This window comes from Bartonella sp. AC158YNML (genome assembly GCF_042196725.1).
Lineage (GTDB): Bacteria > Pseudomonadota > Alphaproteobacteria > Rhizobiales > Rhizobiaceae > Bartonella.
The window spans coordinates 1-26242 of the sequence record NZ_JBHIQU010000016.1 but is presented as its reverse complement, the minus strand read 5'-3'; the positions used below and the strand labels follow the sequence as shown (position 1 = coordinate 26242).

16 protein-coding genes and 2 tRNA genes are annotated in these 26242 nt (G+C 36.1%); 10 read left to right on the top strand and 8 right to left on the bottom strand.

The features are described from left to right. Positions 1-6008: hypothetical protein (locus ACFIM1_RS07700; RefSeq protein ID WP_375609656.1), on the bottom strand; the 6008-nt coding region annotated here is incomplete at its 3' end. Between the two features lie 1020 nt (positions 6009-7028). Then, a complete protein-coding gene (locus ACFIM1_RS07695; RefSeq protein WP_375608750.1) occupies positions 7029-7547 on the bottom strand; it encodes a helix-turn-helix domain-containing protein in 519 nt (172 codons plus the stop codon). Positions 7548-8029: 482 nt separating this feature from the next. Between ACFIM1_RS07695 and ACFIM1_RS07690 the strand changes: the two genes are divergently transcribed. Both ACFIM1_RS07690 and ACFIM1_RS07685 read left to right on the top strand, forming a co-directional pair. Further along, positions 8030-8476 carry a hypothetical protein gene (locus ACFIM1_RS07690; RefSeq protein ID WP_375609655.1) on the top strand — a complete coding sequence of 149 codons (447 nt, stop codon included), beginning with the start codon at positions 8030-8032 and terminating at the stop codon, positions 8474-8476. 2 nt (positions 8477-8478) lie between these two features. Further along, entirely contained in the window at positions 8479-8748 is a 270-nt protein-coding gene (locus ACFIM1_RS07685) for a hypothetical protein (protein ID WP_375609654.1), read from the top strand. Between the two features lie 317 nt (positions 8749-9065). On the opposite strand, the gene ACFIM1_RS07680 is transcribed toward ACFIM1_RS07685, so the two are convergent. After that, positions 9066-10277 (bottom strand): MFS transporter, encoded by a 1212-nt coding sequence (locus ACFIM1_RS07680; protein ID WP_375609653.1) that lies wholly within the window; start codon positions 10275-10277, stop codon positions 9066-9068. 1114 nt (positions 10278-11391) lie between these two features. Here ACFIM1_RS07680 and ACFIM1_RS07675 point away from each other — a divergent pair. The 7 genes from ACFIM1_RS07675 to ACFIM1_RS07645 all read left to right on the top strand — a co-directional run bounded on the left by ACFIM1_RS07675 (position 11392) and on the right by ACFIM1_RS07645 (position 17760). After that, positions 11392-12597: a hypothetical protein gene (locus ACFIM1_RS07675; protein ID WP_375609652.1), complete on the top strand. Its 1206-nt coding sequence runs from the start codon at positions 11392-11394 to the stop codon at positions 12595-12597. After that, entirely contained in the window at positions 12594-13607 is a 1014-nt protein-coding gene (locus ACFIM1_RS07670; protein WP_375609651.1) for an ATP-grasp domain-containing protein, read from the top strand. Before ACFIM1_RS07675 ends, ACFIM1_RS07670 begins: the two co-directional genes overlap by 4 nt. Before the next feature lie 217 nt (positions 13608-13824). Beyond that, the gene (locus ACFIM1_RS07665) at positions 13825-14541 is read left to right on the top strand and encodes a YqcI/YcgG family protein (RefSeq protein WP_375609650.1); all 717 of its coding nucleotides are present in this window, start codon (positions 13825-13827) and stop codon (positions 14539-14541) included. Next, entirely contained in the window at positions 14534-14848 is a 315-nt protein-coding gene (locus tag ACFIM1_RS07660; RefSeq protein WP_375609649.1) for a cupin domain-containing protein, read from the top strand. Before ACFIM1_RS07665 ends, ACFIM1_RS07660 begins: the two co-directional genes overlap by 8 nt. Positions 14849-15436: 588 nt before the next feature. Continuing rightward, the gene (locus tag ACFIM1_RS07655) at positions 15437-15592 is read left to right on the top strand and encodes a hypothetical protein (protein WP_375609648.1); all 156 of its coding nucleotides are present in this window, start codon (positions 15437-15439) and stop codon (positions 15590-15592) included. A 338-nt stretch (positions 15593-15930) separates the two neighbouring features. Then, positions 15931-16365 (top strand): hypothetical protein, encoded by a 435-nt coding sequence (locus ACFIM1_RS07650; protein ID WP_375609647.1) that lies wholly within the window; start codon positions 15931-15933, stop codon positions 16363-16365. A 195-nt stretch (positions 16366-16560) separates the two neighbouring features. Continuing rightward, the gene (locus ACFIM1_RS07645) at positions 16561-17760 is read left to right on the top strand and encodes an MFS transporter (RefSeq protein ID WP_375609646.1); all 1200 of its coding nucleotides are present in this window, start codon (positions 16561-16563) and stop codon (positions 17758-17760) included. Between the two features lie 474 nt (positions 17761-18234). Here ACFIM1_RS07645 and ACFIM1_RS07640 read toward each other — a convergent pair. From ACFIM1_RS07640 to rplU, 4 genes are all read right to left on the bottom strand, one after another. After that, a tRNA-Ser gene (locus ACFIM1_RS07640) sits at positions 18235-18324 on the bottom strand. Positions 18325-19938: 1614 nt separating this feature from the next. Then, positions 19939-22470 (bottom strand): phosphoenolpyruvate--protein phosphotransferase, encoded by a 2532-nt coding sequence (ptsP, locus tag ACFIM1_RS07635; RefSeq protein ID WP_375609645.1) that lies wholly within the window; start codon positions 22468-22470, stop codon positions 19939-19941. Between the two features lie 1407 nt (positions 22471-23877). After that, complete coding sequence (gene rpmA, locus ACFIM1_RS07630) at positions 23878-24147, bottom strand: 50S ribosomal protein L27 (protein ID WP_273723965.1); 270 nt, start codon at positions 24145-24147, stop codon at positions 23878-23880. A gap of 12 nt (positions 24148-24159) precedes the next feature. Then, complete coding sequence (rplU, locus tag ACFIM1_RS07625) at positions 24160-24639, bottom strand: 50S ribosomal protein L21 (protein ID WP_375609644.1); 480 nt, start codon at positions 24637-24639, stop codon at positions 24160-24162. Positions 24640-24924: 285 nt separating this feature from the next. Between rplU and ACFIM1_RS07620 the strand changes: the two genes are divergently transcribed. Further along, positions 24925-25014 (top strand) — tRNA-Ser (locus ACFIM1_RS07620). Between the two features lie 175 nt (positions 25015-25189). Here ACFIM1_RS07620 and ACFIM1_RS07615 read toward each other — a convergent pair. Further along, complete coding sequence (locus tag ACFIM1_RS07615; protein WP_375609643.1) at positions 25190-26008, bottom strand: DNA adenine methylase; 819 nt, start codon at positions 26006-26008, stop codon at positions 25190-25192. Positions 26009-26242 lie beyond the last annotated feature (234 nt).

Sequence of the window (26242 nt, the reverse complement as noted above, 5' to 3'; positions counted from 1 at the left end):
CGTTCATTGGTTTCCCAAAGTTGTCCACCATTAACCGCATCTTTCGAACCTTTTTCAACTTTACCATCGGCTACATTGATAATTTTACTTGGTTGACCATCATGGTTAGCGTCATAGGCTCCTTTCTCCTTATTCCAGTGTAGAACATCTGAATCAACCTTGTTGATGACATCATTAATACGGTTATTAATATTTGACATCCCCGTATTAATATCACCAAAAGCATCAGCGACATTATGGTGCTCTTTCTCAGCAGTATTGCCATTCTCATCGACTTTAGAAATCTTGAAGGTAGGGTCTGTCCATTGACCATTCGCATATTTAGCACCACCACCGAAATAATTAGCAAGCTTATTGCTCATGAGATAAAGCTGGTTCCCTGTAATGGCATCCGTTGAACCTTTGGCAATCTCACCATCCAAAAGATACTTCAATTTGCTCTTTGTCTTCTGCCCATCTTTTTCATGACGTGCAACAAATGCTCCTTCTCCATCATCCCACAATAAAGCATCTTTTGAGATACCTTCAATTTTCTGATTAAACTCATTGGATACATTCGTTAAGCGCTGATTCACACTTTTGACATTCGCATCAAGCCCCGTCAAAGCATCACCAACATTATAATAGTTAACTTTTGCTACTTGGCCATCTTCAACAATGGTAGATAAGCTATATTTTGGTTGTTTAAAAGCACCATTTTCGAATGAGGCACCACCACCAAAGTAATTTGCAATATCTCCTGATATTTTATTAATCTGGCTACCATTGATTGCATCATGAGAATCCTGGGAAATTGCACCATCCTTAACATTCAGGAGAGCAACTGGCCCATTGCTCTTATCGCCACCTAAAGTTACACTACTGTAATTAACATTGCCATTTTCACCTTTATCGTAGAGAACTGCAGAAGCAGTTACTGTCTCAATATCTTTCGTAATATCCTTTATGCTTTTATCCAGTTGGTCTTTGTTAACAGCTTCATCGCCCTTCTCTGCTGCCTTAACACCAGAAATAGAACGCGCTACACCAGCATATCCCGCAATATTGATCTCAGTACCAGCTGTATCCTTACCAATAGTGATAGGAGCAGAAACTCCGTCTTGCTTAACAAGACTATTTTTTACCACTTCGGAAATCTTATTATCAATATTTGTGATAGAAGTATTAACACCTGTAAACGCTTCCGTAACATTATGATAGGTCTCCCCCTGAATAAGGAAAGCTGGTTCTATACCGTTCAATACATCTGTACTACCACCAAAATATTTCGATGTATTTTGAGCAACTGTTTTAAGATTATCAGTAACAGTTGTAACCTTCTCATTCGTAGCAAAAAGCTGTGAACCATTTACTGCTTCAGTAGATGTTTGAGAAAGTTCTCCATCTTTTACACCAGAAAGTGTTCTTTCTTGCTTATCTTTATTTACAAGGCTGATTTCAGTACCACCGGTTGCTTTACCCACAGTAATAAGACCATCTTCTCCCTCCTGTTTTACAAGGCTATTTTCTGTTACATTATTAATCTGATTATAGATATCCGTAATAGAATTATCGACACCTTTAAAAGCATCAGCGACATTATGATGCTTTTTCTCAACAATAGTGCCATCCTCATTACGCTGAGAAACTTTGAAAGTAGGATCGCTCCACTCTTCATTCTCATAGCGAGCACCACCGCCAAAATAATTTGCAATCTTATCGCCCATCTTATAAAGTTGAGAACCATTTATTGCATCTGTTGACTCTTCTGAAATATCACCATCTGCAAGGAACTTAATCTTACTATCTGTCTTCTGTTCATTTTGTCCATGTAGTGCAACAAACGCTTGCTCCTCTTCACTCCAAAGTAACGCGTCTTGAGAAAATTTATCAAATTTATCATCAAATTTCTTGTCTACATATTGTATATGTTTATTCACATTTTTGACATTTACATCAAGTCCCGTCAAAGCATCACCAACATTTTCAAAGGTTTTCTGTTCTACGTTACCATCTGCAGACACTTGAGATAGATTATATCTAGGGCCTACAAAAGCACCATTTTCAAACGAGGTATTACCACCAAAGAATTTTGCAATGTCGCTGCCCATAGAATGAATTTGGGAACCATTGATTGCGTCTGTTGACTCTTCTGAGATATCACCATTTAAAAGGTAAGTAATCTTACTATCTGTTTTACGTCCGTCTTTTTCATGACGTGCAGCAAATGCTTGTTCCTCTTCACTCCAAAGTAACGCGTCTTGAGAAAATTTATCAAATTTATCATCAAATTTCTTGTCTACATATTGTATATGTTTACTCACATTTTTGACATTTACATCAAGTCCTTCTAAAGCCGAACCAACATCTTCAAAAGTTTTCTGCGCTACTATACCATCTGTCGAAACTGTAGATAAATTATATCTTGGTCCTGTAAAAACACCATTTTCAAACGAGGTATTACCACCAAAGAATTTTGCAATGTCACTGCCCATAGAATAAATTTGGGAACCATTGATTGCGTCTGTTGACTCTTCTGAAATTTTTCCATTTTTAACCCCCGCAACAGTCCGCTCTCCATCAGTACCTGCGATATTAATTTTTGTACCATCTTTTTCCTTACCAATGGTAATAAGCTTCTCATCCTCATCCCACTTAACAAGGCTATTTTCTATCACATCGGAAATCTTATTATCAATATTTGTGATCGAAGTATCAACAGCAGCAAAAGCATCAGTTACATTATTATGTTTTGTCTTCTGAACAGTAAACGTTGGTTTGATACCATTATATATATCTGTCTGCTCACCACCAAAAAAATCCGCTATAGTCTCTGTAATACTCAAGAGCTGATCACCATTAATTGCTTCTGTCGAATTACGGCCGATTTTTCCAGCTCTAACACCAGCAATAACTCGAGTTTCATCTTTACTGTTAGAAACATTTATTTCAACACCTTCTTTTTCGGCACCAATAGTGATAAGCTTTCCATCTTCTTCCCATTTAACAAGACTATTGTCCGCCACTTCTTTTATTTTCTCTTCTACTGTCTTCAACTGGTTAAGATTAACTGCATCCGTACCCAAAATACCGTCTGACACTCTTCTAATTACTTTATCGCCCGCATCAATACCGCCATATGTTATACTTGGACCACGTTTAATCACCAAGCCATTATCAGTTATAGTAACTTCATCCCCTACTTTTATTTTATTAACTTTAATAAGTTCGTTTAAATCAAACGTTACCTCGTTATTATCGCCTCTTACAATTTTGATATTTTTGTGTTCATCTTGATCCGCAGCAGCTACAAACTTTACTGTACTCCCAGCTTTAACATCTGTAGCTTCTCCGTCTTCAACAGCAAGCTTCCAACCCGTTTTAATTCCCGCTGTAACATCTTTCAGCTGCTTAAAATTCACAGCATCGGTATCTTCAGTTCCGTTAGCAACTTTTGTGATTTTTTTATTGTAAGCATCAATACCATCAACAGTTATGCTTGGTCCTCCATCAACAAACTTAAAGCCATCGTTGCTCATAATGCTGTTGCCTGTCGTTACACTCGTGAGCTTAAGAGTATCATTCAGAGAAAATGTAACTTTATTACTGTCTTTTGCAATTTTTATATTTTTGCTACCATATTCATTTTCACCAGCAACAAAATCTACTGTACTCCCAGCTTTAACATCTGTAGCATTATTCCCATCAACAGAAAGCTTCCAACCATTTTCTGCAAGTGTTCTTACCTCTGCCAACTGCTTATAATTTACAGCATCAGTATCTTCTTTCCCCTTAGCTACTCCTGTAATTTTTTTATCACCAGCATTAATACCATTTAAAGTTATGCTTGGTCCATTACCATCAATAAACGTAAAGCCATCGTTGCTCATAATGCTGTTGCCTGTCGTAACACTCGTCAACTTAAGAGTATCACTCAAAGAAAATGTAACTTTATTACTGTCTTTTGCAATTTTTATATTTTTGCTACCATATTCATTTTCACCAGCAACAAGATCTACTGTACTCCCAGCTTTAACATCTGTAGCATTGTTCCCATCAACAGAAAGTTTCCAGCCTGCTTCAGCAAGTGTTCTTACCTCTGTCAACTGCTTATAATTTACAGCATCAGTATCTTCTTCCCCTGCCGCTACTCCTTTAATCGTTTTATCACCAGCATGAATACCATTAACAGTTATGCTCGGCCCCTCATCACCGTCAAATCTAAAGCCAGCAGCATCCATAATGCTGTCTCCTGCTGTGACAGTCATTACCTGAATATCATCAGCTAGATCAAATGTGACATTGTGATCATTATCTTTTTCGATCTTGATATTTTTTGTACCGTCATTATCAGCTGACTGAAAATTTACTGTACCATTTGGACCAATAGCCGTAGCATCTCCACCGTTAACAGCAAGCTGCCAACTCGTTTTGTTCGCGTTTTTCACCTCTTGCAACTGTTTATAATTCACTGCATCGTTAGGTTCAGACCCATCTGCTACGTTTGTGATCTTTTGCTTGGCCGCATCAATACCATCAATAGTCATGTTAGGACCATCATTACCATTAATAAAAAAGCCATCTACAGTCATGCGTGAACCATCTTCACCGTTAACAAAAAAACCATCATCACTCATCGTGCTTTGGCCTGTGGTGACTTGCGTCAATTTAAGATGATCATTTAAAGTAAATTCGATTTTATGCTTATTATCTGCAGTTTCTCTTTTAATCTTTAAGTTATCTTTTCCCTCTTCTTTTTCACTTTTCACTGAAAAATCTACGGTATTGCCTGGATTCACGTCTGTAGGATCTGTATCGTTAGCAGAAAGTTTCCAACCCCCTGCCCCTGCTATGACATCTCTCATAGCTTTTAGTTGCGCCACGTTTACCGCATCGGTATCTTCACTTCCAGCAGCGACCCCTGTAATTTGTCGTGTTAGGTTACCATTACTAGTACCACCAACTTCACCAACGCTAAAAGCACCTGTTGTGCTTTTCCATGCCATACCGGTTTCTGTCGAATCACCATTAAGGTAAGGGTCATACCCCTTAACGCCCTTGTTCCTATCAGAGACCGAGCCACCACCGATAGCAACACCGTCATACACCGTTACTTGTGCATTTGCGCCAATAGCAACAGAATCTTCCGTTTCAGCATAGGTATGTGTACCTATAGCAATCGCGTTTTCTCCCTTCGCTGTTACTTTTCTGTTAGGATTATTTTCTTCAGTCCTGTCAGAACGCCTGACCCCTATTGCAATAGCACCTGACCCCAAAGCTTCAGCATCTGTACCTATAGCAATCGTATAACTCTTTTCTGCCTTTACCTTTGTACCTAAAGCAATACTATTTGTACCTAATGCAGTTGCAAGCCCTCCAATAGCAACTGAAGATTCCCCCGATGCCTCTGAACCAACCCCCATAGCAACAGCTGCTTTACCACTTGCAAGTGCGGAAACACCAAAGGCTTGCGCCCCTCCAGCCTTCGCCGTTGCACCTGCACCCAAAACGGTTGAATAATTACCCGTCGCTGCAGACCCACACCCTGTTGCAAAAGAATAAACACCATAAGCCTCAGGCATTGCATTAACGATACCACCAGTCGGTGTTCCCATATAGCCACTCATCGGCCGACTAAGACTGTTAATCGTTACACCATCACCAGCCCAAGTAACCTTTTCAGTCGTGGTACCATAGGGATGACGGTTAAAAAATTCTCGATCTTCGATAAATCTGTTATATTGTTCCTTTGCAGTTATTCGTTGATTATCAGTAATTCCTTGTTGTTGTTTGCCACCACGACCAACAACGTTGTCTGCACCACAATAATCATCATCACCAGCAAAAACAACACTCCCATGACTACCATACGGATACATGACACTAGCACCACTTGTGCTTCTAACTAGCTCTCCTGTTATTGAGAGATTCGCCGCAAAAACAGGAGAAACACTCGATAAGAGTGTCGCCATTACCGTACTAAGAGAGACAACTTTAATTAAATTTGGTGTGGAATATTTTTTTTTCATAAGAACCTCCTCCAACAGAGTTCAACATCATTACAACGCGCGGAAACACTCATGGCAAAACCCTCAGTTTGCGCACTTCAAAAACCAATAAATCAAGACAAAACCCTCCCCCTACGATACCGCTATTTTTTACGGCATCGCCCTAAAATCTTTGCAACAACATCGAATCTAGAAAAGTCCCCAACCCTTTTAGCTAGAGGGATTCAAGCTAAAAAATAAATAAAAACACAAAACTTTGAAAATATACCGTTATCTCCATTCAAAAACACTGCGATTTATCTCTTAACAAAAATAGTTTCACTAAAGAGCAATTCTACCTTTTCAAATAAAGCGCATTAAAAGAATGGCAAGAGTGTAAAAATAATTTTTTATAAATTTATAAAAATACTTCTCAATAAAATAGCTGTTCTTATAAGCACAAATTTATGATTTTTTAACTTATAGCATAATGTAATAATGACAATTATCATGATAACATCACTCTTTGCTGCGAAGTAATCTGTTTCAATATATGATGCACACCTTTGAAAGAAATCTGTCTTAAATATAATGATGCACGCTCTGTAAAAAGTTTTAACGTGCTCATCTTATCATCTTCATAAAAAGATAAAAGCGCTATAAATAAGCTTTCGTTCTTCTTTCTTTCATGTCTGTTCCCCTTCATAGTCATCAAACACCGTCCTTGTATTTTCACTAAAGCTGTTTTCTAAACTCTTTCCTCTCACATAACCCACTGTATTTTCACCGTTGTCCGTATCTTTTCTTCAACCAACAAATATTTCAGGAATGATGCTATACTCGCTTCATTTTGAAGAAATTTTGTTTGTATCACTACTCGTCATTCTTTTTATGAACCATTTTATCTTTAATCAGAGAAATATATTGATTTATAATAATAGTTTCTCGTTTTTCAGATCGAATAAGAGACTCGAAAATCGTGAGATTTTCACATTCCAAACTTGGTTATACAGCAGAAAATCAAAAAAGTTTTATTTTTTTAAAAAGCTGTTCATTCGTATCTTATGAAGTTGCTAGAGGTGTTTTTTCAGCTTCGATTTTACGTCTCAAATGTAATTTTAAAAGCGGCAAAGTGGCGTCGATTTCTTCTATATCATTGAGGTTTTGAATAAGCTCTTGCAATCTTCCATAAAGCTCTGCTGCTAATTCCGCAACATCTTCAGGAGAAAGTGTTATTTTTGCATCATGATAGGTCGTATAAACTAAATGTCCAAGCTTTTTCATCAGCCCAGCAGGAATCGCCTGCGGTTTAAAACCAGCTGCTTTCGCCTTTGCCATATCTGAAAACATATCACCATTGCCTGTTACTAACCAATCTAATGAAACACCACAAATTTCTTGATATTTGGAGAGCGCAGAGGCTGTAGGCTCACTTATACCAGTTTCATAAGTTCCTATAGAGCCAGCAGTGATACCAAGATGTTCAGCAAACTGCTTACGCTCTGTGAAACCAAGAGCGTGACGCACTTCACGAAAACGTTTTGCCAACTCAGTTTTAGGTTTTGCTTCCGGACGAGCCAAAAAAACACTCCAAAATCAATATAATTGTTGACTAAATAATTATATTTATCGTTACTGCCCCTTAAGAAGAGCAGTTATCACATACATAACCCCACAAAAACGGATGTTACAGTATCCATTTAAGCAGGAGCGAAAATTATGACAATTACAAAAAATGCAATCGCTGTGGTATTTTTCTGAGCTGCGCCCCTGTAATATAACCTTGGAAAAACTCAAGCCTATCAGAGGCTATTTTCCAGAGTCAAAAACATTTGGACACAGGCCAATGAAAAAACTAAATGCGCCAATGCCAACTCTATCAGTTTGCATGCCAAGCCAATTCTTGCCAACTGCTTTCTCAAAAGTTGCAGTCATATTCTTTCAAAAGCAAAAAGCCTAATACGATTCTCTTCATTTCATGCTGTGCAATATACCACTGAAATTTTATTACAAAAATATGCTAATGCATTTCCCATAGGTTTTATAAGGTAAAAAGTTTATCAATGTCTAAAAATCAATATAAAATAGGCAAAATAATTGGTATTCTACAAAAAATGAGATTATCACTCGTTATTAAAAAGTTAGACGTTTACAAACCCTGTTTGCTTATTTTATATATTAATGGCACTGATTTAGCTGTAACTGGCAATAGAGATTTCAGGGTTTTTGGTTTATCGTCAGAATACTCTTCCTCTACGCATATTAAAAGCCTTTTGGCAATGTATTTTAAATGCTATAAATTCTATAGTAAACACATTGCCATCCATATTTACAATTGGGCGCTTCAAAATCTTGGAGTAATAAAATCTTTAATAGGCTTTGATTTAAAAGCGCGTATTTTTCAGAAAATTGACAAAACCATGAGGTTCGTATACATGGCAATTTTAAGTGATGATAGTGGAGTGATACTTAAAAAAGCTGCATGGAAACCCGCAACGTTGAGGAATTAAGCATGACCTCTTTATGCGATAAAGAATTATCTGATACACTGGTTGGTCTTTATGACGACTATCAACGCGGTTTCGACATTGGAGAAGAGCTTAAACTGTGCGTGGATTTAGCATTATCTCTTGAATTAGAACTTAGTATTCACCGTTTAAGCGAAGCAGATGCTGTTTTAAAAAAAGAGATTGTGCAAACCTTGCATCGTCGCAGAAACACTCATACCAACGAGGATGAAATTGATACAATTTTTCATATGGATTTTGAAAAACAAAAATAATGCAATACTCCCCCTATATGATAAGATATTACATCGTCGCTTTACTTTCTACTACGCTTAGACAAAAAACTTTCAAGAAGATTTAAAGTGTTACGTTTTCGTCTTCTTAACAACAGTGAGATGAATTAGAGAGACGCATCAATTCTTTTGGGTTATTATCAAAAAATAGGGAGTATTCTCTAGCATATATCAATTTATGCTTTATTTATTGAGCACCAACTTTCCATTTGCTCACCACCCCTTTAAAAGAAAAACATGAAATATACCACAACATAAATGTTTATAAAATAGCGTATTTTACCACACTTAAAGCCAATTTATTGTTTTTCATGTTTATAAAACAGTACAATGAGAATTCCAACAAACGCAACAATGCTTTGAAAAAAATATATCGATTGAGGTGATATGCTACTGTTATCGCTTGCCATAATGAGATAAAATCCGAGGATCAAGCATCCAGAGATACCATTAAAACTTGCCTGCAATCTTCCTTGGTATTCAGGATCACAAGAGAGTTGTGATAAAGAAATCGAAAGAGCCCAACTCGAAAGTCCAAATCCAATCATAAAGTAAACAGGAAAAACAACAAAATTGTGTGTATTAACAGATAAAATAGCGAGGCCAATAGCCATAAAAGCTAATAAAATGGCTAATGTTTTCCTTATCGATAAAACTTTACAAAGAAGTGGTGAAAAAAACGCACCTGTCAATACGCCCATAGAATAAAGCACCTCAAATATCGCAAAGGTCCTGTTATCAGCATGTAAAACCTCTTGTATATAAGGAACGAGAATAACAGGAATGGTCATCAAAAGAGTCATAATAATCATCTGGCTTATATAAGGTACAAAAAGAGCCGGATTCTGTTTAAAATAATGAAGGGATGCTGTATAATTTTCCCACCAATTTTGCTGGTTTTGTTTTTTAGATCTTCGGTTTTTAGGTACCTTCATTACAAAATTAAATAAACCAGCAATGATAAAGAATATACCACCTATTAGAAGAGTTCCTTTTGTTCCTGCATAGGATAGTATAAATCCACTTAAGCCCATACCTACGATAGTGCCAAGTTCATAAACCATATCGATGGTTGCATTTGCATTGATGAGCTGTTCCTTCAGCACAATACTTTGAATTAAAGAAATAGCTGATGGCATATAAAAAGGGATAAAAATACCCAAAAGAGCAGATAAGACCATCAATTCAATTTTTATACCAAAATGCCAAAGCATTACCCAGCTTACGATTACCAAACCTCTCACAAGATTTGAAATAATAATCTGCGTTTTACGGTTATATTTATCTGCCAATATGCCAAAAATAGGCGCAAAAATAATGCCAGGCGTCCAAAGAAAAAGCATCATCAACGCTACACCACGGATTGAGCCCGTCTGATTGTAAGCGAGCCACGACAATGTAATATAATTTAGTCCACTTCCAAATGTAGCAAATAAGCCACTCAAGGTAAAATAGAGAAAAGTTCTATTTTCAAATAAATCAATGCGTTCCTTCAAACTTGAAGTGAACATAAATTATCCTCTAAAACAAATATCATTCGATATGTATCATGCTTTCTGTTTTAAAAAATGCATTTTTTCTAATTTTCATTGTAGATCACTAAATTTAAGAAAGCAAAATTCCTTTTTTAAGACTTTTAAAATCTCTATTCTGTCGTATGATCAATTTTTTATATGAAAATAAAATATTTACATATAAAGATAGAATAAAATTAATATTTTATGTGTATTTATTCAGAAACTATACCTTTATAAATAATGTAAAATAACTTTACGGTATTGAAGATTCATATGCATCATTATCTTACAGGGAGTTTACCTACGCATCGTGAACGCAATATAGTATCGTTGAAGCTTGTTCTCTTGCTCTTACCAAAAAGCAAGAGTTTTAACTCAGATGCAGACAAACCTAAAAAGTCCAGCATAGCATTTGCATCGTTATTATACATGTTCAGAAAAAGCTTTAGTTGCTATATTAAAAAGGAAAACTTTATTATGCCATTAAAATGGATTCTTTAGTCCCTGAAAAATAACCAAAAATGATTGTTGATTGATCTCTTCTGGTACAAAACCTTCTTGAGGAGAGCAATGAAAAATAGAAAGCCTCATTATTTATTGCCATGAGAAATAAAGAGAAGATACCCAAAAAGTCATATTGGAAGCGCCCAAAAATGAAAGCGACCAATACGAATAAAGAATAACAATGCCTTTGGTGCTGTTCCATAGCAGAGAAAAAACTTGTGCTATTGCTACATTAAAGTCAGAAGGAGAAAGTTTTTTAAGGTAACAACGAAAACATAAGCGCCATTATTGCCTCCCCCCCTTAACTTATTTTCACACTCAAATAGGATCGAGCACATCCCCCCCCAAGAACATAGCTATGCTAGCCGTTTAGCGAAGAAACTTCTTATTGGTAAAACATCCTACAAGAAGCACAATAAAAACACCAACTGTCTCTGCTCTCAGTCTCTCCGAAAATTAGCTATCGCAATGATAAACATTATTATTCAAATTTGTATCATACTTCTATCTAAAAAACTTGACATGCCTAACGACACATATATTAGTTTTTTATAAAAACGTATAGACGTATATTTTTAGATATACGAACATGGGGGAAGATGATGTGCGCAAAGAATTAATGTTTCGGTTTTATGGGCTTGTTACCCTACTCTATCTTTCTGATATGGTGCTTTTCTTAAGTAACCTTTGGAATGCTTATCGCATAACATCTTCATCGATTTTTCTAGGCGTAACCATGGCTTTGGGGACTCTTACACCCTATCTTTTGAAAAAAAGTGGATTTGTGTATATTAAAGCCTCACTGCGGTTGGTCGATTTATACAAAAGGCGGATCATTATCTATAGCCTTCTTTTATTGATTGCATTTTTCCATTACGCTGATTCCCCCTTTGGTTTTATCGCTGTCTCTATCTCTATTGGTTATCTCTCTTTGATCACTTTAAGTACGCTGGAGACTTATAATACTAAACTCTCGCTTAGTGGCTATATTAGTGCTCAAAAGGCTTCCCGCATTATGCAAACAGTGGTGCAGATTGGCGCCTTTTTGGGAGCAGCATTGAGTGGTTATCTCTTGGAAGCAACCAGCCCTCAAGGGGCTGCAGCTGAAATCGGCTATAATGGTTTGATTGTGACACTTTGTGTGTTTGACATCATTATAAGCCTTATAGCCGGATATATTATCTTTTGCGATGAATATAACGCCACAGATACCACAGCACTTGAAACTGGTAAGAAGCCAGCGCCTACACCGCAAGCGGATGGGCTCTCCCGTGAGCTTAAACTTTTATGCGTCTGCATAGGACTTATTGGCTTTCATATTTGCGCTTATAATACGCTGGCAACTATTCTTTTTCAGAGTGTAAAAAATTTCGGCTCTGAATATTATGGGCTGTGCAGCGCAGTTGCGGGTGTGGGGGCTTTTCTGGCTGCTTTTATCAAGATCCCGCGCTTTGAATTCATCCTTCCAGCCCTTATGTTGAGCGTAGCTGATCTTATTTTTAGCACCACACAATCGCCCTATTTGGCTGTGGTCTTTTGCTTTTTTATTGGACTTTCAATGAATACCATGCGAATTAATGCCCGCAAACATACGATTGAAGAGACCAAAACAGAGGCTCAAGCAGAGCTGCTGGGAAGCTATAGCGGTATGCTTTATACTCTCTCCCAATCGGCAGGTTATGTCATTCTTGGTCTTCTTACAAGCTCTGCCCTTATGGGTCCTCAAGCAGCTGTTTATCTTCTCCCCCTTATAGGACTAATAATCTTTATTTATGTTCTTTTCCTTTTATTACAGCGGAACAAAGTATGAGAAAACCTATTCTTATTGTCGACCCTTTCTCCACGGGTGCCCTCTATGGCCCTGCTTTGCAAAAATTAGGCTATGCTTGTTATGGTGTTATCTCTCAACAAGCTCCTTTTTCACACTATATGCTCTCTTATCAAGGTGAGGGCATGGCAGAAGCGAAACTTCATAATGTAGATGAGATAAAGACACGCTTTCCTATCGGCACGATAGAGGCTGTAATAGCGGGTGCCGAAGGGGGTATTTATTGTGCAGATCAATTGGCGGCTTATTATAATTGCCCTGGGAATAATCCCTCAACCACAGATTGGCGACGGAAAAAGGCAGCAATGCAGAAACACCTTTGTGAAAATGGTTTATCTTATATCCGATCAAAAATTCTTACAAAAGACAATTATACTTTCGATGGTTTTGAAAGCCACAGCGGCTATGTGGTAAAGCCAAATGATTCTGCAGGGAGTGATGGTGTTTTATTTTTCTCTAATCTTGAGGAAGTGGCGGCATGGTCCTCTAGAATCGACTGGACGCAAAAAAATATTTTTGGCGCACCTAACGAGGCTTATTTGCTTCAAGAAAGATTGGAGGGAGAGGAATACATCGTCGACGCCGTCGTAAAGGGAGAGGCTATAAAGGTATGTGCTTTATCGCGATATAAAAAAGGTATTCATAATGGAAGTGCTTTTGTTTATGAATCGCTTGATGTGCTTGATGCTCAAGATCCCCTTTATGCCGCTCTTATCTCTTATGCAAAACAGTGCATTCGTGCGCTGGGGATTGGATATGGACCTGCGCATATGGAAATCATGCAAACAGCTCGTGGTCCAGTGATGATCGAAGTAGGAGCCCGCCTCCACGGGGGGGGATTGCGCCCACTTTGTTTGCACATTGCTATGAAAATGATTTACTTGAAAGCTCCGTTAACCTTATTGCGGGAATGTTTTCGCAAACACCAAGTCGCTTTAAGAAAAAAGGGCGTATTATCTTTCTTATCAATAAAATTGATGGTCGTATCATAAAAGATATTAATCTATGGCAGCAAAAGCTTCATTCTTGGGAAAATGTCGTTCATTTTATGCTCTTTTTTAAAGAAAATGAACCCCTCCCCCTGACCATTGATTTAAATACCTGTCCAGCCATTATAGCAATTTGGAGCGAGAGTGATGATGAATTATCGACTTTGGAAAGGATAATTCGTAGCAATTTTTTATAAAATACAACAATTGGGAGGAACACATGGATTCAGCAGCGCAAATAATTAAAAATATAGACAAATATGAAAAATGGAAGCAAGTAATTTTTAACGAATTCGATGCGATAATGAATAACAAAATCAGGCCTTTTCCTTGTCTATTCCGGGTGAATGGATATCAAAAAGACATGCTGAGATTTGGATTCTACAAAAAGTTGACCGCCAAAAATATTATGGAAGACCTTATAAATTATTGTGATAATTATAAGACCTTTGGAAAAAATACATCTTTTGTTGCATTTGAGGAGCCTGTCTCCATACAAAGTATCGAAGTTTATAGAGAGAAATTCTGGTCTATACTTAAAGATTTGAGAATGCTTGACGACCAAGAATGGCCTAAGCATATACCTAAAAATATGGATGACCCTCTATGGGAGTTTTGCTTTCATGGTGAACCTATGTTTATAGTTTGCAATACCCCATCCCATATAAACAGAATAAGTAGAAAAAGTTCTACATTTATGTTAACTTTCCAGCCTAGGTGGGTTTTCTCTGATCTACTGGATACAGAAAAAAAAGCAAAGAATGCGTTCTCCACTGTAAGAAAAAGGCTTGAACCTTTTGATATTATCACAAAGTCTCCTTTTTTAGGAAAATATGGTGATCCCCAAAATAGAGAATGGATGCAATATTTTCTGCAAGATAATAATATTGAATCCCCACCTTGTCCATATCATGTAATGGAGCATGATAATGACTAAATTTTCTAAAATTAAATTAAATAAAAATATCTATGATATATTCAAAATGATGCTGCCAGAGCAAGGATCAATAGAGATACAAAGAGATTTTCCAAAAAAAATACACGATTGGCATATTCACCAGGTCGATGAAACTCTCTTGATTATAGAGGGAGAATTAGATTTTTTCTATAGCGAAAAACGTATAACCTGTACACCAGGAGATATTATACATCTACCTGCCAATACAAGGCACAAATCAATTGCGGCAGATGTAGGATGCATATATGCAATTGCTACAGAAAATCTCACTATTGGAAATGGGTAGCTGCTTGCTCTAGACGTGAGGTGGAAAAATTATCAAGTATACTTGGTATACCTCATAATAATTGGATATTATCATGCATTGATGTCCCTAATGGTCGATGAATTTGAACTCTTAAATAACTTTTTTAGCTCTTGCATCACTTTATTTTCATAAATTCAATGAGTTAGGTAAAATATTTTTATTTTGGTTTTTGGTGTATTGTTAGTCTAAAGTACATGAAAATGATATAGTGACAACTTAAAATGTTTTATATGTCGAGTTTGAAGAAGCTCTGTCTTATAAAAAAGGATCGATTATTATGATGCAGGTGAATTTAGCTATTAATCTGTTGTTACAGAAAAGTGAAAAAAGTTGCACAAGAACCTTTAACAAAAATGGTTGAAATTTAGATAGGGTTACAAGGTATAAGATAAAATTTGTTCCATTAGCTCTACAATTTTTTGGTTAGTTCATTTATTCTACCGATATCATTATAAGAAACAGGTGATTATTTTTTGAATTGTGACAACACATGCGTTTCATGGTTTATTTTGCCCATTAGAAAAGTTATTAGTTGAGTCAGTTTAAAAACTCATGGCGTTTTGTACAATGCAGTGTATGTGTAAAATTTCTCAGAATGGTAATGTTAAGAGCAATGTTGAAGGAGTGCCTTTTCTTGGAAAGACTGTACAGCAGTTACGAGTAGATCTAGGAGAAAAAGCGTTTATTTTTAAAACAGATAGAAATATTGATGATAACAATTGATTAAACCGAAAGAGAAATATTTATTCTAAAGTTGATGATAAAATTGTAGCGAAATATATTTTCGATAATCATAAAGAAAAAGTTAGGGAATATGTTTTTATTAGTAAGAAAGAATATCATTCATTTGTCCCGATAAAAGTTAACAAATTCAGAGATAACTTTTTTCGTTCGTTTCGATGAAAAAATAATTGTCGGCGTTAGTGGAGGAGGAGCTTCTAATCCATTGTTACAAAGTTTAATAAAAGTTCGAATACCTAAAGATTCTTTAGTTCATGTGAGAGTGTTAGGAATACAAAATTGGGATAGAGGGGAGACAAAGAGAGCAAAAGCCGAAAACTTTGCACCAATATTGGTTAGAATTGCATCTTGTTCATTCAGACGAAGTTGGTCAATTATTAGGTGCAGCAGGGATAGATTGGGCGGGAACTTTAAAAAAAGCGCATCCCGAATCTGACTTAGAGGTTATTGAAATTTTAGCAGTGCAATTGGCTTTGTCTTATGTTGCTCGAACATTAGATACAAGTCTTGTTGTGATTAGAGTTAATTTAGAAGATCGGCTTGCTGGAAGTTTTTATAATATCATGAGAGCTAAAAATATTTCTTTTTGTTTCGTGCACGAAGTGGATGCACCTCGTATTTTTTATCTATTGCACTGTTGTCCGAAACATATTTTAGATGGTTGTTACTTGAAATATGCCTTGGAAAATTATTGGGCAAAAGAGCGTAACTTATGTATTGGAGAGCAGTTTCCTATTATTTGTCTCAATTTATGAGCACAGTATTGTTTGGTATAGAATTTATGCTGATAGATGGCTTGCAAAAAATAAGCACTTGCAATGCATTTGAACTCAAATTTTATGAAAAACTCGGATTAAGTACCGAGCCACATTTGACAACAGAGAAAATCACAAAATGGCTTAGTGCTCTGTCTGGGGTCGTAAGAAATGTTGCGTAATTCCGTCTTTCTTATGATTTTGATTGGAAGTTTGACAAGTTTCTGTACGAGTGGCGTATTATCTATCAGCCTTTCTTTGTTACAATTACAAGATACAACTGGAGAAGCGTCTGCCGCTTTGAATGTCGTTAATTTAATTGCAATTGGAATTGCAGGCTTATGTTTGGGAAATGTGTTAGCGCGCTATCAAGGCTTTGTAATTGGATTTTATAGTCAAATTATTTGTGCTGGGTTGTTGTCTTTCTTATTATTCATAAACAACTCAATGCTTATTTTATTTGTGTTTTTCTTACTCGCTCTCTTGAAGGGGGCTGATAACCCAAATAACAATACTGCCTTGAATCAGCTTATTCAAAACCCAAAACAAAAGGCTAGTGTATTTGCATTCTATACCAGTTGTTGTCAATTTTTCGTTATTATTTCTCCATTGCTTATATATTTTATAATTGCGTATTTGGGACACGAAATAGCCATAGTATTTGTTGTCTTTATTTATCTTTTAAATGCCGGTTTATGGTTTCGTATAAATTCTATACAACAAATAAATAGAATAAAAAAGCCATCGAAAAGGTCAACCCAAAGAGCTTATGGAGTTGGTTTTAAATGTCTTTGGCATATTTCTGCTTTGCGTTTTTTAACGATCAATCGTATTTTAAATAACTTTCTTTATACAGGATCTCTCGTTTTATTGCCGCTTGTTCTTGCATCACTAACATCAGATAATATAAAATTTACAGCCATTCAAAATTCTATTTTTTCTTTGTTAGCACTGGGTTTTGTGATCAATGGTCTTGTTTCATCCTATTATTTACGGAAATATCCATCTTTAATTCGTTTTTTCGTATGGGGAGCATCGGTTTTAGCAATAATCGCAATCTCTTCTGTTTTATATTTAAATTTTACCCAATATTCTCTCTATATTATGGGTTTTTTATTAGGCATTGGGCAATTTTATTTTAGGGTATCGGGAATAACAATTGGTCAAGCTGTTACACCTAGTGAAAATTTAGCTGAGGTGACTTTAGTAAGCGAAGCTAGTGTGCGCATTATAACAGCTTTATTCTCTATTGTGCTTTTATATGCAGAAAAATTTTTTTCATTTTCTATATTATACGTCCTGTGTGTATTTATAGGCTTTTGCGCCCCTTTATTTATTTTGCACGGACTATCTATTTACATACAAAGCTTAGAGATAAAAGAAAGTGCCGCATGAATGATGTTCAATTATTATATTACGTCAGTCTTTTTTTGATTATCGTATAGATAAAAATTTTGTACAAATATTCATGACATTAATTTTAAATGAGCACATTGCGTGAGAAAAGCTGAGGTATTCGTTATCTCTGATGTGGATAAAACGCATTTAGCCCGTTAATCAACAAAATTGCAAATAGCACTATGATCACCATTAATTCTAAAAGCTCTACCAGAAATTAGTGATAATGGCAAAAATCCTTTAATGATATTTGAAGAGATCGTTTATGCTAGATCAGGTTATCTAAAGATCGAGAGAAGAGGAGCTTAGAAATTATAAAATTGATGAAAATTCAATAGTAATTTCTAAGTGTACATAATGACAGGCATAGATCGGCGAGAACTAGTCAATTTCAAACAATAAAAAATCCTGCAAATGCTGAGCTTTTTAAACTATGTCATATCAAGCATATGAAAGTTCGTTTTAAATTAATGGCGGAGAGAGAGGGATTCGAACCCTCGATATGGTTTCCCATATACACGCGTTCCAGGCGTGCGCCTTCAACCACTCGGCCACCTCTCCAGAAGTTTGCACTATACCCAGAAAGAAATAACGTGCAAGTCTAAACTATACATTCAAAACCCAAAAAACAAATTCATTTATTAAAATAAGAGCTTTTATCTGTTGAATAACAAGCACATCTCTTCTTTTTAAGAAAAAACTTTTTTCGTGGATAGGTTTGTAGAATACAATAATGGGAATAAAAAGATTGTCGCCAGTTATAAACTTTCATGCTCATTTACGCACTTTCTGCTTCACAAAAAAATACTTCTCTTAAAATTGGCATACAGTCCATGGTTTTACGCAACCAAATAATTAAATATTTCTCGCTTCACAGCATTGATTACCCTAATAATAAATAGAATAATAACGATATGAACTTCTTATATCCCTAATATTAAAATTGTTTATTCAGATAATAAATTTCATTTCAATAAAATCATTCTCGACCTCCTTCTTGCCTCCAAGGATGAAAATCCTTAATCACTATAACTTTGATTACAAACAACTCTCTCTTGAAATGAGATCTACCTGCTAATCACTTTTATGTTTCAGACAATATATAACATATTGATTTATAATGATGAACCATCGTTTACACATCATAAAAACCTCGAATATCGTAATTCTTTCTCACCATAACCCCTTTCATATTGAATTAATTAAAATCACTTGCTTAATAGGAAGGGATGGTATGTGGGGGGAGAACATTTTAAGAGAGGATAAGTGGCTCTTATGCATTTTCTTAAATAGCACGAATTTTTGCAACATTGAGAGCTGTAAAATAGTGTGACGGTGTCAGTTTTCTCTTTCATAGGATCCATAATAAGCCCTACTCTAAATCCTCTACTCAATTTCACACTTCTATATTTAGTTGATACTAAAGAAAATAAAATTCAGACAAAAAACTTTGCATTTTTAATTTAATATGTATGAATATATCTTATTTTCTAAAATGAAAAAATAGTCTCGTTTTGATCAAATACAAAATCATAAAAATGCAAACCTGTTTTCATTTTTACCATATACTTTTAAATTCAGCTTTACAGTTTTCAAAATATCTAAAGTAATCTCAATTATTTAAAAGAGATTACGTATTACTTCATACTTTTAATTATCGCATTCTTTAAGCGTGATATGGTCTCATCACAAAACAGAATACTCTAAAAATACTATTTTCTTTCTCATCCACACGTTTGTTAAAAAACATCTCTTAAAGCTTGTCACATATACCTCATACGGTGTCTATGAATGGTATAAAATCTATTGGATAGCATCATCTTTCCTTAAATAAAAAGAAAAGCCAAGTACCATCACGCTATTTATCGCCTAATGTTACAATATCTATTGCTATTTGAGAGAATGCATAAAAGGAATTTATTCTTTCTTAGAGTGTTTTTATCCATACATTACTCCTCCTTGTAATGTATAAAAGAATAATTTTTATTAATTTAATATAGAGAAATTTAAAACGAGAAAACCCTACAATATTCAGGGTTCTCATTATGTAAAACGATAAATTACCATTACAAATTAATATGCTACCTATAATCGTCCTAAAGGATAATGTTTTACAGCACTAAAGATCTGATTAGTCTGCAAAATGAGCTCGTTCTTTCCCCTTAATGTTCTTTATCACCTTATATCCTTGCTTAGAGCACGTACAGCTCGTGCAGTTTCACATTGTAATGCTTTTTGTGCTAAAATTTTCATATCTTCAAAACTATGAGTCTGTAAATACGCCTTTACTGGAGAAATATCGCAAGATATCATAGAAAGCTCATTAATTCCCAATCCAGTCAAAATCATTGCACCAAAAGGATCTCCAGCCATACCACCACATACACTAACCCAACACTTATTTTGTGCAGCTCCCTGAATAGTCTGATAAATCATACGCAAAACTGCTGGATCAAGGCTATCAGCTTCAGACACAAGGTACGGATTTTGCCGATCAACAGCCATTGTATACTGTGTTAGGTCATTGGTTCCAATTGAAAAAAAATCAACATGGGCGCTCAATACATCTGCCATAATGGCCGCTGCTGGAACTTCGATCATAATACCAAGTTTTAATTTTGGTGCATCAATATCGTTGCGGATTTCCTCTGCAATCTTTTTTATAGCGACAATCTCTGAAACAGACATGACCATCGGAAACACAATCCATAGATCTCCACCCTCTTTTGCTGCTCGATATAAAGCACGTAATTGAGGCACCAAAAGATCACGTCGACGTAACAAAAGCCGCGTTCCTCGAACACCTAAAAAAGGATTGTCCTCTTTAGATAAATGTAAATGCGCAACCTGTTTATCTCCACCAATATCAAGTGCACGAATAATTATTGGCTTATCTCCTACAGCTGTAATCATCGCCCGATATATATTAAATTGTAGCTCTTCATCCGGAATATATGGATTCTCTAAAAACAAAAATTCCGTGCGCATAAGTCCAACACCTTCAGCCCCCAAATCAAGTGCAACAGGAACCTGATTTGCGTAGTTGACATTAGCCATGATACGAATTCTTTGACCATCTGTCGTTTGCGCTGGTAATCTACACGCATTTATCTCACTGATACGTTCTTGCGCAACAGTATCAATTTTCCTTTGGGCATCTTCAACATCTTCAAACGTAGGATCAAGATAAATGAACCCGTTATCGCCATCAATAATAGCCTGAATACCAGACTGAACCGCTAAAATATCAGCACCTGCCGCAACAACCATTGGAATACCAAGAGTACGCGCCAGAATAGCGGTATGAGATAATGGACCTCCCCATGCTGTTGCTAATCCTTTTACCTTTGTACAATCAAGTTGTGCTACATCAGAAGGAGACAGGTCATTTGTAACCAGAATGACACCACGTGGTATATCATTTAAAAAGAATGATCTATAGGATGGATTGATTTCACCTAAAACACGACGACCAACATCAACTAAATTAACAGCTCGTGCTGCTAACAAAGGATTATCTACCTTAGAAAACATATCTGAAAACTGCCGAACCGCTCTATCCCAAGACCAAGCAACACCATGACCTTCTGCTATAAAACGATAAGCTTGAGCTATTAAATTTTCATCTTCAAGCAAAACCATTTGCGCAGAAAAAATCGCAGCAGAATCCGCTCCCATACGCACTGTAATATCAGAAATCACTGATGCCATTTTATGTTTTGTTTTTGTAAGAGCATTGTCAAGACATGCCGCACCAGCTGCAAAATCAATTGGCTGATCTATTATGGCAATATCATTTTGCCTTAAAACAAAAATCTTACCAAACGCTAACCCTGAGCTTGCTCCAACACCAGAAATACCTTTGTGCATGGAGCGTGGATGCCAACCATGAAAAGTCTTTGTTTGAGATTCCATTTCTCTCATCACGCATTTTTCACTAATACTTACCTTTTTTACAATAGAAATCGCATCCTTAAGAAGTTGTGCTCCTTCTGCAGCATCTGTAGAAAAAATAAGAACATCGCCGTTTTTTACTCCTAATTGCAATAAACCAACTAAATTTTTCATTTCAACGGCATATTGACCATGGCGAACTCTGATAGAGTTCTGAATCTTTTTCGCAAAATCAACCCAAAGAGAAGCTGGTCGTGCATGAAGACCGCTTGGATAATCTAACGTCCATTCCTGACACATCGAAAGATCACCAATAACATTTTTTTCTATCTTCATATCTTGATCAAATAAAGTTGTAACAATTTGCTGTTTGTCCGCAGTTGTTGCAAGTACTTCAAGCTGTTTTTTATCAAATAAAAGAGATGTCAATTTTTTGCAAATTTCTCTATAGAGCTCTGGACACGCTGCAATGGCAATAACCAAATGTGCTTTCTTTCCATCCTGCCACTCAACACCAGCAGGAACTTGTATAACAGCAACAGCGTCCTTGATAATTAAATCACGATTTTCAACCATACCATGAGGAATAGCTATACCATTCCCCAGCCAAGTATTGGTTATTTCTTCACGTGCAAGCATGCTTTCCAGATAACATTTATCAACAGCACCAACCTGCACAAGCAACTCAGCAGCAGCATAGATCGCATCATTTTTATGATCAAAAGCAGCTGCAAGTTGTACAGATCCTATAGACAAGATTCCACTCTCCGTAAAATCTACATTCATTGCTTCTGCTTTCTTGCATCCCATCATGAATTCAAATTGCCTCATATTTGAACACGAATATCTCTGATAAATTCCTTTTCAAAGCTGCATTTTCCAAAATACAAGCTATAAACAACACCACAATTTTCTTTTATTTTATGGAATATAGCTAAGTGAGGTGCTCAAATACCTCAATATCACCGATAAAACAATTGGATATTACCATCCCGCGGGTTGCTTAGAACCATCATAAGCAAATCTGACTCTTACTCTTTACTTTACAAAGACAAAACCTCGATTTTTACAGCCCAAATCACCTGAAAAATTATGTTTTAAAAACGCTTTTATTATCCTAAGTTATTTAATATAACTTATCATTATTTCCCCCTCCAAGAAACTATCTTACTTAATCATCTGTAATTTCGGCTAACACTTTAATTTATTCCTCCACGTTGATGTAACCTACCTCTTTAAAATTCATTATATAATTACAAATTTTTCCCTGCAACTTACCATCCTTAAAATTCTGTGCAGCTCATTCCACGATACTTATTCTCTTAATATATAACATTGATATATTTTAAGCCACTCCTTTGCTTCAATCAATATCGCAAACACACATATTCTCTGTTGCGCATTTGCAAAGTACGCCCATCCCAAAAACGCGCCATCCTCAACCATTAAAACAAAGAAAAACTCTACAAATAATCTTTACTTTCTAGACATTTCGACAAATGAGATACATAAAGCACAAAAATGAAAAGAAATTACTGCCTTAACCCTAGCTCTTATGCTGGTTTATTTTCAATGATGCACAAATAATAGTGAAATCAGAAAAAATACTTCTGCAGAGAATTAGTTACACATTGGTTATTTTTATATCTTTAAATACCATTCTCCTTAAGAATATAATTTCACTCTCGATTTATCGAAAATTCCTTAATGCACGTTACTTTCAAAGTAGTTTTGATTGCCATCTTGTGGATTTTTATCCCTGTTCTTTTAAACGAATAGCCTCCCTGTCTAAAAAAACGATATGATAACTCATTCATATTACATGCCGATAAAAAATTCACCTTTATCAAAATGATCGTATAAATAAAGCTTTCATTAAATTTCTCATAATTTCCCGAAAACAAATTGCCTTTTTTATAAGGAAATTACTAAGCGCTTCTTCATGCATAAAAAGAAAATAAACTCTCCTCACTATTATCACACACAAATTTATCAACAAATTCCATCATAACATCAATACCTTCAGTACAAACACAATATCGCACAAACCCTTTCCTCATTAAGAAAAGCCATTTCCCCAATTCTACCTTTTTATCTTCTACATTTATTATAGTACCAACGCAAAAAGAGAAAGATGAGATTCATCTTTCCCTTTTAATACTTATAAAACCACAACTACAATTCAATGAAATCCCGTTGATGGCTAGAGAGTGTTACAGATTACTCTGCTGCCTCCACCATAGGAATGACTGAAACATAGGAACGATTACCCGCTTTGCGTTGAAAAGAAACCTTTCCATTTGATAATGCAAAAAGCGTATGGTCTTTTCCAATGCCGACATTGTTTCCAGGATGCCAACGTGTACCACGCTGGCGAATAATAATATTTCCGGCAATAACGGTTTCACCACCAAATTTTTTAACGCCTAGACGTTTCGATTCTGAATCACGACCATTACGCGAGGAACCACCAGCTTTTTTATGTGCCATAGACGCTCTCCTTTAATCTTTCTTACTCTTTGATGCTACAGATACTTTCTTCTGCGACGCAGTCTTTTTTTCAACCGTTTTTTTAGCCGTCTTCTCAACAGAAGCAGCAGCTTTTGTTTCTTTTGGTGTAGTTTCTTCTTCTTTTATAGGTTTCTCAGCAACTTTTTTAGGTTTTGAACCACCCATTAAAATTTCTAAAACACGAAGCCTCGTAAACTCTTGACGATGGCCACGCGTGCGTTTAGAATTTTGACGACGCCGCTTCTTAAATGCGATAACCTTGCGCCCACGTGCCTGTTCTAAAATCTCAGCTGTCACCAATGCATCAGCAACGACAGGGGTACCAATAACCGCATTACCTTCTTGCCCAACCATTAATATGTCATTGAATTCAACTACATCACCCGCATTTCCACTAACTTTTTCAACTTTTACCACTTGATTAGCAACAATGCGGTATTGTTTACCACCAGTTTTAATGACTGCGAACATTTTTTATCCTTCCGTTCACTCCAGCTCTTATTTAATTTCTGCCTTGAAATAAGGGAAAATAGGCTGCTTTTTATCAGTCGTAATAGATCTCAAAGAAGGATAAAACCTTCTTCAACACAAATATGCGCAGATTTCCCCACGCTTATATTTTGTATATATGAAGGAATTTCTATTCTCTGTCAATAAAGTCCCATAAAAAAGAAAAAAAGGTTGTACCAAAAACAATTGAAGGTTATCTACCTCTTATACACTCAAATAGTACCGATTTTTGTTTCACTTTATTATGGAGAGATGGCTGAGTGGTTGAAAGCACCGCACTCGAAATGCGGCATAGAGACAACTCTATCGGGGGTTCAAATCCCTCTCTCTCCGCCACAGTTTATAAAGCGATTGTAGCTTGTGTAGTTTGCCAGCAGGTTTTGTATATTTTGCCACTAGGTTTTGTACCAATTCATTTTTTTTCAAAGAGTTTTAAAGGTGTTCTCAAAGGGTCTTCAAAGGCCTTTCAAAGGTCATTTAAAGCCCCTTTCGTGAATCGTTTTCTCTTTTCCTAATCACAATTGGTAATGATGAGTTCCTTTGCCGGAATCGCATTATTTGACAAATTACAGGAATAAATTGTTCTCACCTCTTTTATATGGAATTGACTGAAGGTTTTTCGAATCTCTGGCACATCATTGAGAGAGAGAAGAAACTTCCCCTTTAATTGTGCAAGCAGCATAGACATCGTCTGGTAATCCTCCCGCTTAAACAAGTCCTTGCCATAATAATTCTCAACACCAAAATAAGGTGGATCAAGATAAAACAAGGTATTTGGCCGGTCATAACGCACAATAAAATCAGACCAATCTAAATGTTCAATGATAACTCTCGCTAAACGGCGGTAAATAAGCTTTAATACACCTTCAAGTTTGAAGGGATTAAACCGTGCACTACGGTCTGTCTCAACTCTAAACGTACGCTCTGCTACTTTCCCACTAAAACTTAAACGCTGCAAATATAAAAACCGCAAAGCCCGTTCTAAATCCGTAAGCGTTTCTGGATTTTGTGTCTGTAAGCGTTCAAACGTCTCACGGCTGCTTATTTGAAACGCTAATAGTTCTATAAAAGGGTGATAATGGCGTTGTAACACCCGAAAAAAATTCACCACATCTCCTGAAAAATCATTGATAATTTCAGTAGATGGTATCAGTTTCCGTCTAAAGAATATTCCACCCATACCAACGAAAGGCTCGGCATAAATGCTATGTGGAATATCTTCAATGATTTTGACAATGGTTTTGGCTAATCTTTTTTTGCCCCCAATATAAGCAGCAGCTGGTGAAATAGGTTCAACAGATTTTAATTTTTCCTTATGAAGTATATCCATTATTTTTTAACACTCTTTCATCTATGTTAACCGTCTTCTCATTGCTTTAAGTGATAAGAAGTGGCTGCGATGTTAAGTTAAGTTGCATCGGATGGGGTTGTCGCTAAACTGTTCCCGTTGGCTGGGTGACCAGCCCAGCCTCTATTTTTGTTCCTTTCCTTGTTTGGTGCCTCAAAGGTGATTTCTGTTGTGTATCCGCTTTGTTTTTCATAACGATGTGTGACGGTAGCGGCT